We start from the raw sequence: 12,362 nt of genomic DNA, 5'->3' as shown, positions 1-12,362 counted from the left end.
GACGGTGACCCGTTGCGCCGGATGGTTCGATTCCGTTCGCTCTGGAGCGTGACTCCCGCCACAGATCACCCGTTGTCTTCTTCATGAGCCCGGGACCCACCCGGGCACCGCTTCCTGAGGGAGTCACCCGTGCCGCGCTTGCTCGACGTCAGCGACGAAGTTCGCGCCGAGATCGGCGACGAAGAAGCCGACCGGCTGCTCGCCGGAGACAACGCCCCCGGCAGTTACGACTGCACGTCCTGCCGCACCCCGGGCGACTCCGAAGCGGAGCGCACCAGCACCGTCCTGTTCATCGGCGACGAGACCGCGGTCCTCGCCTTCGCCCACGCCACCTGCCTGCCCTCGCAGGTCGTCCAGGTCACCGAGGAGCAGCTCCAGGGAGCGGTGCGGTCCATCACCGGCGACACCGTCGACCTGGAGCCCGACAAGGTCGCCCCCGAGCAGGCGGTGCTCGGCGTGACCAGTGGACTGGTGCTGATCGCCGGGGAGTTGCACCCGGCGCTCGTGGTCGAGCCGACGGGCCCCATCGTGCGCCCGGGCGCCACCGGCGCGGGCGACGACTTCCTGCCGCTCCTCATCGAGCAGGGCTTCATGCCGGTCACCGAACTGTCCGAGGTGCCCCCGGTGTTGCACGGCTGGTCGGTGCTGCTCGCCATGGGCCAGCTGCACGCGGTGCTCCAGCCGTCGGCCAACGGCGGCCAGCCGGTGGCCTGGTGGCAGGCGCACCAGCCGCTTCAGGTCACCGAGGGCTGGCGGGCCGCCGCCAACAAGCACCAGCAGGTGCTGATGTTCGCGGCGCCGGTGGGCTCGATCGGCCGTCAGCCGCGCGAGGACCTGCTGCGCGGCGCGATCGACAAGGCCGCGGCCAACGGCAAGTTGGTCGCCTCGGCCCTCCCGCTCGCGGGGACCTGAGCCCGACGCCCCTGTGCGCCTGAACGCGACCGCATCTCCTGAACACCGCGGTCGTTTGGACATACGTGCACGCATACGAGGTTCCCCGCCGCCCGTCCTTCCAGTCGATCCCGTCGTCGCGGTCGGCCCCGGACCCGCTGGGCGGCCCATCGGCCACGCCGATCTACGACGCGCTCTACGCCGAGTACGTCAAGTCCTTCCGTACGCTGCCGGGTGACCGCAGCGGCGAGGACGAGCTGGACTTCACCGCCTTCGGGAACCTCCCGCAGAGCTCGGAGTCGTACGGCGGGCACCGGCCGGGGTCGTTCAGCAGCTCGTACAGCGCCTACAGCGCGGGGGCGCACAGCGCCCGGGTCGGGCAGCAGTCGCAGTGGCAGCGCGTCGGCCAGGTCGGGCAGCACGGCACGATGGTGCAGCACGTACCGGCACTGCCGCCGGGTCAGCGCCGGGGCTTCTGAGGAAGCGAGCACGAAGGGCGGCCCCCCTCTCCACGGGGGCCGCCCTTCAGCATGTCGTACGGCTACTTCTTCTTGGCTCCGCGCTTCTCGCGCACCCGCACCGAGATGTGGATCGGGGTGCCCTCGAAGCCGAACTCCTCGCGCAAGCGGCGCTCGACGAAGCGGCGGTAGCCGGCCTCGATGAAGCCGGAGGCGAAGAGCACGAACCGCGGCGGCTTGGTGCCGGCCTGGGTGCCGAAGAGGATGCGGGGCTGCTTGCCGCCGCGGATCGGGTGCGGGTGGGCGGCGACCAGCTCACCGAGGAAGGCGTTCAGCCGACCGGTCGGGACACGCGTCTCCCAGCCCGCCAGGGCCGTCTCGATCGCCGGGACCAGCTTCTCCATGTGCCGGCCGGTGCGCGCCGAGACGTTGACCCGGGGCGCCCACGCCACCTGGCCGAGCTCGGTCTCGATCTCCCGCTCCAGGTAGTAGCGGCGCTCCTCGTCGAGGGTGTCCCACTTGTTGTAGGCGAGGACGATCGCGCGGCCCGCGTCGACCGCCATGGTGACGATGCGCTGGTCCTGGACGGAGATGTTCTCGGAGGCGTCGATCAGGATGACCGCCACCTCGGCCTTCTCGACGGCGGCGGCGGTGCGCAGCGAGGCGTAGTAGTCGGCGCCCTGCTGGAGGTGGACGCGCTTGCGGATGCCGGCGGTGTCGACGAACTTCCAGGTGACGCCGCCGAGTTCGATCAGCTCGTCGACCGGGTCGCGGGTGGTGCCCGCGAGTTCGTTGACGACGACGCGCTCCTCGTTCGCCACCTTGTTGAGGAGCGAGGACTTGCCGACGTTCGGGCGGCCGATCAGGGCGATGCGGCGCGGGCCGCCGATCCCGGCGCCGCCGAAGGTCTGCGCGGGGGCCTCCGGCAGGGCCTCCAGGACGGCGTCCAGCATGTCGCCGGTGCCGCGGCCGTGCAGCGCGGAGATGGGGTGCGGCTCGCCGAGGCCGAGGGACCACAGGTAGGCCGCGTCGGACTCGCCGCTCTGGCCGTCGACCTTGTTGGCGGCGAGCACCACCGGCTTGCCGGCCTTGCGCAGCAGTCGTACGACCGCCTCGTCGGTGTCGGTCGCGCCCACCTTGGCGTCGACGACGAAGACGACGGCGTCGGACGCCTCGATCGCGTACTCGGCCTGGGCGGCGACGGAGGCGTCGATGCCGAGGACGTCCTGCTCCCAGCCGCCGGTGTCGACGACCTTGAAGCGGCGGCCTGCCCACTCGGCCTCGTAGGTGACCCGGTCGCGGGTGACGCCGGGCTTGTCCTCGACGACGGCCTCACGGCGGCCGATGATGCGGTTCACCAGGGTCGACTTGCCGACGTTCGGCCGGCCGACGACGGCGAGGACGGGCAGCGGTCCGTGACCGGCCTCCTCGATCGCGCCCTCGACGTCCTCGAGATCGAAGCCCTCTTCCGCGGCGAGCTCCATGAACTCCGCGTACTCGGCGTCGCCAAGCGCTCCGTGGTCGTGCTCTGTGAAAGAGCCCTCGGAGTCGATGTGGTCGTTCATGAAGTCCGTACCTCGTCGTTCATCGTGGTGATCGGTGGACCAACCGGATTCTGTCGGTTTGATCCACTACTCAGTGTCGCCTAGCGGCCGGTTGACCGCCTGGCGTTTTCCAGGTGCGCGGTGAGCTGCTTCTGGATGCGCTCGGTGGCCTCGTCGAGGGCCTTGCGGGTGCGCCGCCCGGAGCCGTCGCCCGCCTCGAACGGGTCACCGAAGACCACGTCGACACGGCTGCGCAACGGAGGCAGCCCCTTTATCAACCGTCCGCGCTTGTCGGAACTTCCCAGTACGGCGACCGGGACGATCGGGGCGCCGCTGCGGACCGCGAAGTACGCGAGCCCGGCGCGCAGCGCGGCGAAGTCGCCCTCGCCTCGGGTGCCCTCCGGGAAGATGCCGAGGACTCCCCCGGCGGACAGCACGTCCAGGGCCTGGGTGATGGCCGTGCGGTCAGTGCCCGAGCGGTCGACCTTGACCTGGCCGATGCCGAGCAGGAACGGGTCGAGCGGGCCGATGAACGCTTCCTTCTTGATCAGGAAGTGCGTCGGCCGGGGCGCGACGCCCATGACCATCGGGCCGTCGATGTTGTGGGAGTGGTTGACGGCGAAGATCACCGGCCCGGACGCGGGCACCTTCCAGGCACCCAGCACCCGCGGCTTCCACAGCCCGTACATCAGGCCGACGCCGATGCGCCGCCCGACCTCGGCGCCGCGCTCCGAAGGTGCGGTCACTTCCCGGCCCGCTTCTCCTCGACGAGGGTGACGACGCACTCGATGACCTGCGGCAGCGTGAGCTCGGTGGTGTCCACCTCGACCGCGTCGTCCGCCTTGGCGAGCGGCGAGGTCTTCCGGCTGGAGTCCGCAGCGTCCCGCTTGACCAGGGCCTCGCGGGTGGCGTTGACGTCGGCGCCCTTGAGCTCACCGCTGCGGCGGGCGGCACGCGCCTCCGGCGAGGCGGTGAGGAAGATCTTGAGGTCGGCGTCGGGCAGCACGGTGGTGCCGATGTCCCGGCCCTCGACGACGATGCCCCGCTCCGCGCCGGCGGCGATGGACCGCTGGAGCTCGGTGATCCTGGCCCGCACCTCCGGCACCGCGCTGACCGCGCTGACCTGGGAGGTGACCTCCTGGGTGCGGATCGGTCCGGCGACATCGGTGCCGTCGACGGTGATCGTCGGGCCCGCCGGGTCGGTGCCGGAGACGATCTCGGGCTTGCCCGCCACGGCGGCGATCGCGCTCGGGTCCTCGATGTCGATCCCGTTGGTCACCATCCACCACGTGATCGCCCGGTACTGGGCGCCGGTGTCGAGGTAGCTCAGACCGAGCTGCGCGGCGACGGCCTTCGACGTGCTCGACTTGCCGGTGCCGGAGGGACCGTCGATGGCGACGATCACGGGCTGGGCGGCGCCGTTTTCCACGGGGGGACACCTTCCTGGTGCGGTGTGGTGGGGTTGCGGGGCGCTCGAGGGCCCCGCACAAGGGTACTGGCTCGCCAGAGGCCTCCTTACGGGCGGAGGGCTGGAGCACTCACTGCCGAATGGACCAGCCCCGCTCGCGCAGCGCCGCCGTCAGCACCGGCGCCGTCTGCGGCTCCACCATCAGCTGCACCAGGCCCGCCTGCTGGCCGGTCGCATGCTCGATGCGTACGTCCTCGATGTTGACCCCGGCCCGTCCCGCGTCCGCGAAGATGCGGGCCAGCTGACCGGGCTGGTCGTCGATGAGGACGGCCACGATCTCGTACGCCCGCGGCGCCGAGCCGTGCTTGCCGGGTACCCGCACCTGGCCGGCCTTCCCGCGCCGCAGGATGTCCTCGATGCCGACGGCGCCCACGCCCCGCTTGGCCGAGTCGGAGGACTGGAGCGCCCGCAGGGCCTGCACCGTCTCCTCCAGGTCGGCGGCGACGTCGGAGAGCAGGTCGGCGACCGGCCCCGGGTTGGCGGACAGGATGTCGACCCACATCCGGGGCTCGGAGGCGGCGATCCGGGTCACGTCACGGATGCCCTGCCCGCACAGCCGTACGGCGGACTCCTCGGCGTTCTCCAGGCGTGCGGCGACCATGTTGGAGACGAGGTGCGGCATGTGGGAGACCAGTGCCACCGCGCGGTCGTGGGCGTCGGCGTCCATGACCACCGGCACGGCACGGCAGTGCGAGACCAGTTCCAGGGCGAGGTTCAGCACCTCGGTGTCGGTGTCCCGGGTCGGCGTCAGCACCCAGGGGCGGCCCTCGAAGAGGTCGCCGGTGGCGGCCAGCGGGCCGGACTTCTCCCGCCCTGACATGGGGTGCGTGCCGATGTACGACGTGAGGTCCAGGCCGAGCGCCTCCAGCTCGCGGCGCGGACCGCCCTTGACGCTGGCCACGTCGATGTAGCCGCGGGCGAGGCCGCGCCGCATGGCGTCCGCGAGCACCCCGGCGACATGGGCGGGCGGGGCGGCCACGATCGCCAGGTCGACGGGCCCCTCGGGCGCCTCGTCGGTGCCGGCGCCGAGCGCGGCGGCGGTACGGGCCTGCTCGGGGTCGTGGTCGGAGAGGTGCACGGTGACGCCCCGGCTGACGAGCGCGAGCGCGGCGGAGGTGCCGATGAGTCCGGTGCCGATGACGAGTGCGGTTCTCACTGGGCGATGTCCTTGCGCAGAGCGGCGGCGGCACCGAGGTAGACGTGGTTGATCTCGGCGCGGGGCCGGTCGGACTCTATGTGCGCGAGGATGCGTACGACCCGGGGCATGGCGCCCTCGATGTCGAGTTCCTGGGCGCAGATCAGCGGTACGTCGGCGAAGCCGGCGCCGAGCTTGCGGGCCGCGGCGGCCGGGAAGTCGCTGTGCAGGTCCGGCGTGGCCGTGAACCAGACGCTGATCAGATCGTCGGCAGTGAGGCCGTTCCGCTCCAGGACGGCGGTGAGAAGGGCTCCGACCTGCTCGTCCATGTGCCCGGCCTCGTCCCGTTCGAGCTGGACGGCGCCCCGGACCGCTCGTACCGCCACGGCGATGCTCCTTGCTGATGTACGGCTCTTGGTACATCCAGCCTAGTCAGCCCGCGTGGGGCGGGTGCGGGGCGCCCGCCCGCTGAGACACGGTCGATGTCCAACAGACCGTGACAGGCGCGGTGCTCTACACGGTCTGCTGCCTGATGAGCTCCTCCAGGGAGGCGGGGACCTCGCCGTTCGGGGTCAGCCGGTCGACGGCCTGCGGCAGTTCCTGGGCGAGCGCGTCGGCGGCCCGCTCCGGGGAGACGCCCGCCTCCTTGGCGACCTGCTGGAGGGTGTCGTCGGGCAGCGCCTGCTGGATCTGCGGGCCGGTCACCGACTTGTTCTCGCCACTGCCGAGCCAGGAGTCCTTCTGCTCGGCGAGACCGGACCTGGCGAGGGTGTCGAGCAGCCCGCCCAGCGGGTTGCCGCCGTTGCCGCCCTGCTTGCCGAGGGCGGAGAGCAGCGCGCCCAGGATGTTGCCCCCGTTGGAGCTGCTGCCCGAGCCGAGCAGAGTGCCCAGCAGGCCACCGAGATCGTTTCCCGCCATGATCAAAAGCCTTTCGGGAGTGCGGACCCTGACAATGTCACCCGAATGTCACAGCTCCGCTACTTGGGGAGAAAACACACCGATGCGCCCCTGGACTCGGGGCCGGTGTTCCGCTCTCATGACAGGAAGCTCGCCTCGGGGGAGGCCCCTTCATGAAGCGTTCCGGACCGCTGCTCACGCTGCTCGCGGGTCTGCTGGTAGGCCTGTTCATGCTGTCGCTCAACGCGACGACGGGCGAGAAGAAGACGTCGGCGTCGGTGGAGGAGTCACCGAGCCCCAAGGCCTCACCGCCACCCACGACCCGGTCCCCCTCTCCGTCACCCTCGCCCTCGAAGTCGCCGATCCCGAACGCCGACTACGCCGGCCGCACGGACGACGACTCCTCGGCGGTCGCCGTGTCCCTGCGTGACGGCCGGGCGATCGCGTACTTCTGTGACGGCCGGGACAAGGAGTCGTGGCTCAAGGGTGACGTCGAGGACGACGGCAGCATGAAGCTCACCGGCAAGGGCGGCGCCGAGCTGAACGGCACGCTCAAGCAGGGCAAGAGGATCAGCGGCACGGTCGACATCGGCGGCGGGCACTACACGTTCACCGCGGACAAGGCGATCAAGCCGTCCGGCCTGTACCGGGCGACGGCGACCGTGCGGAGCGCGAAGTTCGACGGCGGCTGGATCGTCCTGAAGGACGGCACCCAGGTCGGCATCCTCACCAAGAACGGCAAGCCCTCCCCCGCCCCCGAGATCGACCCGGCGACGGGCGCGGTGACGGTCGACGGCGAGCAGCTCACGGCCCGCCCCGTCACCCCCTGATCGCCGCCTTCACACCCTCTGGGAGCCGACATGACCGTCGACCCGAACGCCGCCACGCAGGGATTCCCGAGTCCGCCACCCGACCATCACCGGCCGAGCGCGGCCCGCTATCTGGTCCCGGCCCTGGTCGCCGCCGCCGTGGCGGTCGCCCTCGGCGTGTACGGCAAGGTCCACGACCCGGCGGGCACCGCCTTCAACCTCGCCGGCTTCAGCAGCACGGGAGCCGTGAAGTCCTGGCTGGCGACGGTCGCGATCTTCTTCGCGCTCGTCCAGTTCACCTCGGCACTGATGATGTACGGCAAGCTGCCGGGCCCGAGTTGGTCCTCGACGCTGCACCGCTGGTCGGGCCGCGCGGCCTTCCTGGTGGCCGTGCCGGTCGCGGTGCACTGCCTCTACGCGCTCGGCTATCAGACGTACGAAACGCGCGTTTTCTGGCACTCCCTCCTGGGTTGCTTCTTCTTCGGGGCCTTCAGTGCCAAGATGCTCCTGCTCCGCTCGGAGCGCCTTCCCCACTGGCTGCTGCCGATCGTCGGCGGGCTCGTCTTCGCCGCGCTCACGATCATCTGGCTGACCTCCGCCCTCTGGTTCTTCCGCACTTTCGGAGTGACGACATGACGATGCAAGGCCCGACGCGGCGTTCGGTGCTCCTCGCGACGAGCGCGGCGGCGTTCACCGTGGGGTGCGGCCAGTACGGCGACGAGAACGACTCCGGCTCCGACACCGTCGAGGCGTCCGCCGGTACGGAGTTGGCGAGGACGAGCGACATCCCGGTCGGCGGCGGCAAGATCTTCAAGGACGAGAAGGTCGTCGTCACCCAGCCGGAGAAGGGCGAGTTCAAGGCCTTCACCAACATCTGCACGCACCAGCAGTGCCCGGTGGCGAGCGTCTCGGACGGCACCATCAACTGCAACTGCCACGGCAGCAAGTTCAGCATCAAGGACGGCTCGGTGGCCCACCCGCCGGCCACCCAGCCCCTGGCCGAGAAGAAGATCGCCGTCGAAGGCGACTCGATCCGACTCGCCTAGTCCCACAGGGCTCCGAGCGTCACCAGCTCGCTCTGGTACTCGATCCGGTCCGCCCACTCGACGGGCCAGGCGTCGGCCCCGTGGTACGCCCCCGCGAACGCGCCCGTCAGACAGGCGATCGAGTCGGAGTCGCCGGAGCTGCACGCGGCCCGTCGCAGCGCCGTCACCGGCTCGTCGACGAAGAGCAGGAAGCACAACAGCCCGGTCGCCAGGGCCTCTTCGGCGATCCATCCGGCGCCGGTGGCCAGACAGGGGTCGGTCTCCGGCGAGACGGTACGCACGGCGTCCCGCAGCCGGTCGAGGATCGCCAGGCACTCGTCCCAGCCGCGCGCGATGAAGTGCTCGGGCGAGGGGTCCTGGCTTCGCGTCCACAGGTCGCCCAGCCAACGCTCCTGGTAGCGGGTGCGGTTGTCGAGGGCGTACGACCGCAGCAGCCCGATCAGCCCGGTCGGCTCGGCCCCTTGGGCGAGCAGCCGTACGGCGTGCGCGGTGAGGTCGGAGGCGGCGAGCGCGGTGGGATGCCCGTGGGTGAGCGCGGACTGCAACTGGGCGGCACCGGAGCGCTGTTCGTCACTCAGTCCGGGGGCGAGCCCGATGGGGGCGACGCGCATGTTGGCGCCGCAGCCCTTGGAGTGGATCTGGCTGGCGTCCTGCCAGAGCCGGCCCTCGTCCTTCAGCAGGTTGCAGGCGGTCAGACACGTGCGCCCCGGCGCCCGGTTGTTCTCCGGGGACTGGTACCAGTTCACGAACTCCTCCCGCAGCGGCCGCTCCAGCCGCAGCGGTCCGAGCAGCCCGCGGTCCATCGCCGTCCACAGCCCGTGCCCGAGAGCGAGCGTCATCTGGGTGTCGTCGGAGACGAACGCCCGCTCCGGCAGCTCCATCTCGCGCCACGGCCCACACTTGGCGAGGATCGAGGGGACGTCGTTGAACTCGGTCGGGAATCCGAGCGCGTCCCCGAGGGCGAGCCCGATGAGTGTGCCGGTCGCGGCGCGCTTCTTGACGGTGGTGGCGGTCATGCGGGGCGTCCTTCCCTGGACGGTCGGAGGAGAGGCGGGTGCAGGGCGGTGGCCGGTCCCGCGCGGTAGAGGGCGGCCGGTTTGCCGCGGCCGCCGGTCAACTTCGCGGCGCCGGGGACCTGTTCGACGAAGCCGGGCGTGGCGAGCACCTTGCGGCGGAAGTTGGGCCGGTCGAGCGTGGTGCCCCACACGGTCTCGTAGACCTGCTGGAGCTCGCCGAGGGTGAACTCGGGCGGGCAGAAGGCGGTGGCGAGGCAGCTGTACTCCAGCTTGGCGCCGACCCGTTCGTGGGCGTCGGCCAGGATGCGGTCGTGGTCGAAGGCGAGCGGCCGGGCCGTGCCGTACGGCACCCAGCGGGCGTCGGCCGCGTCGCTGCCGCCGTGCGGTTCGGGCGCGTCGGGCAGCAGCGCGGCGAAGGCGACGGAGACGACCCGCATCCGGGGGTCGCGGTCGGGCTCGCTGTAGGTGCGCAGTTGCTCCAGGTGCAGCCCGGAGACGTCGAGCAGGCCGGTCTCCTCGGCGAGTTCACGCCGGGCGGCTGTCTCGGCGGACTCGTCCGGCTGCACGAAGCCGCCGGGCAGCGCCCAGTGGCCGGCGTACGGTTCCTGTCCGCGCTCGACGAGCAGGACGTGCAAGGCGCCCGCGCGCAGGGTGAGGACGGCGAGGTCGACGGTGACGGCGAAGGGCTCGTAGGCGTACTTGTCGTAGTCGGCCACATCCACCCCCCCTCTCTTAATAGTCAGTACGACTATAAAGAGGCTGGGTGAGTTCGCACAACCCGGGTAACCGCATCCGCATGGGCGAGATCCTTGTGGGCACGTGTTCGTGGACGGACCGGGCGTTGACCGGCAGCGGCTGGTATCCGCCGGGGCGACGGGACGCCGAGGGGCGGCTGCGGCACTACGCCGAGCGGTTCCCGGTCGTCGAGGTCGACTCGGCGTACTACGCGCTGCCCGACGCCCGCACCAGCGCGCTGTGGGCGGAGCGGACGCCGGCCGGGTTCGTCTTCGACGTCAAGGCGTTCTCACTGCTCACTGGTCATCCGACCCGGGGTGCGGTGATGCCTGGCGGGCTGACCGCCGACCCCGGGAACCCGGCGGTGCTCGACGCGGTGTGGGCGCGCTTCGCCGAGGGGATCGAGCCGCTGCGGGCGGCCGGCCGGCTCGGCGGCGTGCTGTTCCAGTTCCCGCCGTGGTTCCGGCCGGGACAGCGGGCCGGGGCGTTTCTGCGGGAGTGCGCCGAGCGGACCGCCGGCTGGCCCGTCTCCGTGGAGTTCCGGCACCCCGGCTGGTGGCGCAGCGAATGGGCGGACGTGACCGCCGCGCTGCTCTCCCGGTACGGCATGGCGGCGGTGGCCGTCGACATGGCGCAGACGCTCCCCTCCTCGATCCCGCCCGTCGCTCCCGTCACCTCGCCGCGGCTGTCCGTCGTCCGCTTCCACGGCCGCAGCGCGTCCTGGGGTGCGGGGAGCAAGGAGGACCGGTTCCGGTACGAGTACCGGGAGGCCGAACTCGCCGAGTGGCTGCCCCGGTTGCGCTCCCTGGCCGGGCGGGTCGACGCACTGCACGTGCTGTTCAACAACTGCTGCGGCACCGCGGCCGTCCGTGCCGCCGAGACGATGCGGCGCCTGCTGGACCAGGACACCCACGTCACGGCGGCACGGGAGGCTCACTCCACGGCGGCCCGGGACGGTGCGAACACCGCCACCATGGCGCCGACCGCCGCGATGCCCGCCGCCGCCCAGAGCGCCGGTCCGCAGCCGTCGAGGAAGTCGGTCCGCGAGCCGTAGCCGCCGTACGTCGTGAAGACCGCCGCGGCCACGGCGACACCGAAGACCCCGCCGAGTTCGCGCAGCGCGTTGTTCACGCCGGCCGCCACCCCCGCGTCACCCAGGGGGACGGCAGAGGTCACGGCGTTGGCCACGCTCGGGAACACCATGGAGATGCCGACGCCCGCGACGATCAGCGGGCCGACGAGGCTGCCGTAGCCGACGCCGGGCTCCACCTGCCAGGCCAGCAGGGCGAGCCCGGTCCCCTGGAGGAGCAGGCCGGCCAGCATGAAGGGCCGGGTGCCGTACCGGTCGGCGAGGGCGCCCGCGATCGGGGAGATCAGCAGCGGGGTGGCGTTCCAGACGAGGATGCGCACGCCGGCCTCCAGGGGGTCGTAGCCGAGCCCGGTCTGGAAGAACTGCGTGATCATGAACAGGGCGCCGATCAGCGAGGCGAAGCCCAGGAAGGCCGCCGCGTTGGCGGTGGAGAAGCGGCGGTCCTTGAAGTGGGCGAGCCTCAGCATCGGATACCGGGCGCCCTTGTGCTCCCACCTCAGGAAGGCGGCCACGAAGACGATCCCGGCGGCCAGGGTGCCGAGGACCTCCACGCTCCCCCAGCCCGCCTCGGGGGCCCGCACCGGCGCCCATGCCAGGCCGGTCAGCCCGACGGCCGCCAACACCAGGCCCACGATGTCGAGTTGGGGGCGCGGCCCGAAGCTCTCGGTGAGCTTGCGGGCGGCCAGGGGCAGCATCACCAGCCCCAGAGGCACGTTCAGCCAGAAGATCCACTGCCAGGACAGTCCCTCGGTCACGGCCCCGCCCAGCACGGGCCCGGCGGCCACCCCGAGCCCGGTCACCCCGCCCCACACGCCGATCGCCACGCCCCGCTTCTCGGCCGGGAACGCCTCGCTGATCAGGGTGAGGGTGAGCGGCAGGAGCACGGCGGCCCCGGCGCCCTGCACCACCCGGGCGGCGATGAGCTGGCCGGAGTCGCCGGCGAAGCCAGCGGCGGCCGAGGCGAGCGTGAAGACGGCCAGTCCGGTCACGTACATCCGCCGTCGCCCGAACCGGTCGCCGAGGGCGGCGCCGGTCAGGGTGAGGCAGGCGAAGACGAGGTTGTAGGCGTTGATCGTCCATTCCAGCTCGGACAGGCTCGCCCCGAAGTCGGCCTGGAGCGCGGGCAGCGCGGTGGCGACGACCACGATGTCGAGGGCACACAGCAGGGCGCCGAGCCCGGCGAGGGCGACGGTCCAGACGCGATGGGGTGGGGCGGGTGGGGCATGGGTTTCCCGGAGGGGGACTTCGAGTGCTTCGGTTGCTTCGGTCATCG

At 71.6% G+C, this 12,362-nt stretch carries 14 protein-coding genes and 1 pseudogene; 6 read left to right on the top strand and 9 right to left on the bottom strand.

Going from position 1 to position 12,362, the window contains the following annotated elements; genetic code table 11:
- Positions 1 to 129 precede the first annotated feature (129 nt).
- On the top strand, positions 130 to 912 hold the full coding sequence (locus IQ210_RS37275) for a hypothetical protein (protein ID WP_194083662.1): 783 nt from the start codon (positions 130 to 132) through the stop codon (positions 910 to 912).
- A gap of 65 nt (positions 913 to 977) precedes the next feature.
- Complete coding sequence (locus IQ210_RS37270) at positions 978 to 1,370, top strand: hypothetical protein (RefSeq protein ID WP_194083661.1); 393 nt, start codon at positions 978 to 980, stop codon at positions 1,368 to 1,370.
- Positions 1,371 to 1,432: 62 nt separating this feature from the next.
- Here IQ210_RS37270 and der read toward each other — a convergent pair whose 3' ends face one another.
- The 6 genes from der to IQ210_RS37240 all read right to left on the bottom strand — a co-directional run bounded on the left by der (position 1,433) and on the right by IQ210_RS37240 (position 6,414).
- The gene (der, locus tag IQ210_RS37265) at positions 1,433 to 2,914 is read right to left on the bottom strand and encodes a ribosome biogenesis GTPase Der (RefSeq protein ID WP_194083660.1); all 1,482 of its coding nucleotides are present in this window, start codon (positions 2,912 to 2,914) and stop codon (positions 1,433 to 1,435) included.
- Positions 2,915 to 2,994: 80 nt separating this feature from the next.
- A complete protein-coding gene (locus IQ210_RS37260) occupies positions 2,995 to 3,582 on the bottom strand; it encodes a lysophospholipid acyltransferase family protein (protein ID WP_228049226.1) in 588 nt (195 codons plus the stop codon).
- 53 nt (positions 3,583 to 3,635) lie between these two features.
- On the bottom strand, positions 3,636 to 4,322 hold the full coding sequence (gene cmk / locus IQ210_RS37255; RefSeq protein WP_194083658.1) for a (d)CMP kinase: 687 nt from the start codon (positions 4,320 to 4,322) through the stop codon (positions 3,636 to 3,638).
- A gap of 109 nt (positions 4,323 to 4,431) precedes the next feature.
- On the bottom strand, positions 4,432 to 5,517 hold the full coding sequence (locus tag IQ210_RS37250) for a prephenate dehydrogenase (protein WP_194083657.1): 1,086 nt from the start codon (positions 5,515 to 5,517) through the stop codon (positions 4,432 to 4,434).
- Positions 5,514 to 5,882 carry a chorismate mutase gene (gene aroH / locus IQ210_RS37245; RefSeq protein ID WP_194083656.1) on the bottom strand — a complete coding sequence of 123 codons (369 nt, stop codon included), beginning with the start codon at positions 5,880 to 5,882 and terminating at the stop codon, positions 5,514 to 5,516. The genes IQ210_RS37250 and aroH overlap by 4 nt, the downstream gene beginning before the upstream one ends.
- A gap of 127 nt (positions 5,883 to 6,009) precedes the next feature.
- Entirely contained in the window at positions 6,010 to 6,414 is a 405-nt protein-coding gene (locus tag IQ210_RS37240) for a YidB family protein (RefSeq protein ID WP_194083655.1), read from the bottom strand.
- Between the two features lie 152 nt (positions 6,415 to 6,566).
- Here IQ210_RS37240 and IQ210_RS37235 point away from each other — a divergent pair, with 152 nt between their 5' ends.
- The 3 genes from IQ210_RS37235 to IQ210_RS37225 are packed head-to-tail and all read left to right on the top strand — an operon-like array spanning position 6,567 to position 8,248.
- Positions 6,567 to 7,223, top strand: a complete 657-nt coding sequence (locus IQ210_RS37235; protein WP_194083654.1) for a hypothetical protein — start codon at positions 6,567 to 6,569, stop codon at positions 7,221 to 7,223.
- Between the two features lie 30 nt (positions 7,224 to 7,253).
- The gene (locus tag IQ210_RS37230; protein ID WP_194083653.1) at positions 7,254 to 7,838 is read left to right on the top strand and encodes a DUF6529 family protein; all 585 of its coding nucleotides are present in this window, start codon (positions 7,254 to 7,256) and stop codon (positions 7,836 to 7,838) included.
- On the top strand, positions 7,835 to 8,248 hold the full coding sequence (locus tag IQ210_RS37225) for a Rieske (2Fe-2S) protein (RefSeq protein ID WP_194083652.1): 414 nt from the start codon (positions 7,835 to 7,837) through the stop codon (positions 8,246 to 8,248). The genes IQ210_RS37230 and IQ210_RS37225 overlap by 4 nt, the downstream gene beginning before the upstream one ends.
- On the opposite strand, the gene IQ210_RS37220 is transcribed toward IQ210_RS37225, so the two are convergent.
- Positions 8,245 to 9,264, bottom strand: a complete 1,020-nt coding sequence (locus IQ210_RS37220; RefSeq protein ID WP_194083651.1) for an ADP-ribosylglycohydrolase family protein — start codon at positions 9,262 to 9,264, stop codon at positions 8,245 to 8,247. The genes IQ210_RS37225 and IQ210_RS37220 overlap by 4 nt on opposite strands.
- Positions 9,261 to 9,986, bottom strand: coding sequence for an NUDIX hydrolase (locus tag IQ210_RS37215; protein WP_194083650.1), 726 nt, complete (start codon positions 9,984 to 9,986; stop codon positions 9,261 to 9,263). Before IQ210_RS37215 ends, IQ210_RS37220 begins: the two co-directional genes overlap by 4 nt.
- Positions 9,987 to 10,060: 74 nt before the next feature.
- Between IQ210_RS37215 and IQ210_RS47580 the strand changes: the two genes are divergently transcribed.
- Positions 10,061 to 11,053: a DUF72 domain-containing protein gene (locus IQ210_RS47580; RefSeq protein WP_228049216.1), complete on the top strand. Its 993-nt coding sequence runs from the start codon at positions 10,061 to 10,063 to the stop codon at positions 11,051 to 11,053.
- Here IQ210_RS47580 and IQ210_RS37210 read toward each other — a convergent pair.
- Positions 11,020 to 12,360, bottom strand: a pseudogene (locus tag IQ210_RS37210) (DHA2 family efflux MFS transporter permease subunit); the annotation flags it as partial. The gene IQ210_RS47580 and the pseudogene IQ210_RS37210 sit on opposite strands and share 34 nt — an antisense overlap.
- Positions 12,361 to 12,362: the final 2 nt, after the last annotated feature.

The sequence above is a fragment of the Streptomyces justiciae genome, from assembly GCF_015163075.1.
Classification (GTDB): Bacteria; Actinomycetota; Actinomycetes; order Streptomycetales; family Streptomycetaceae; genus Streptomyces; species Streptomyces justiciae.
The sequence above is the reverse complement of the archived record's forward strand: the minus strand, read 5'-3'. Positions and strand labels throughout refer to the sequence as shown.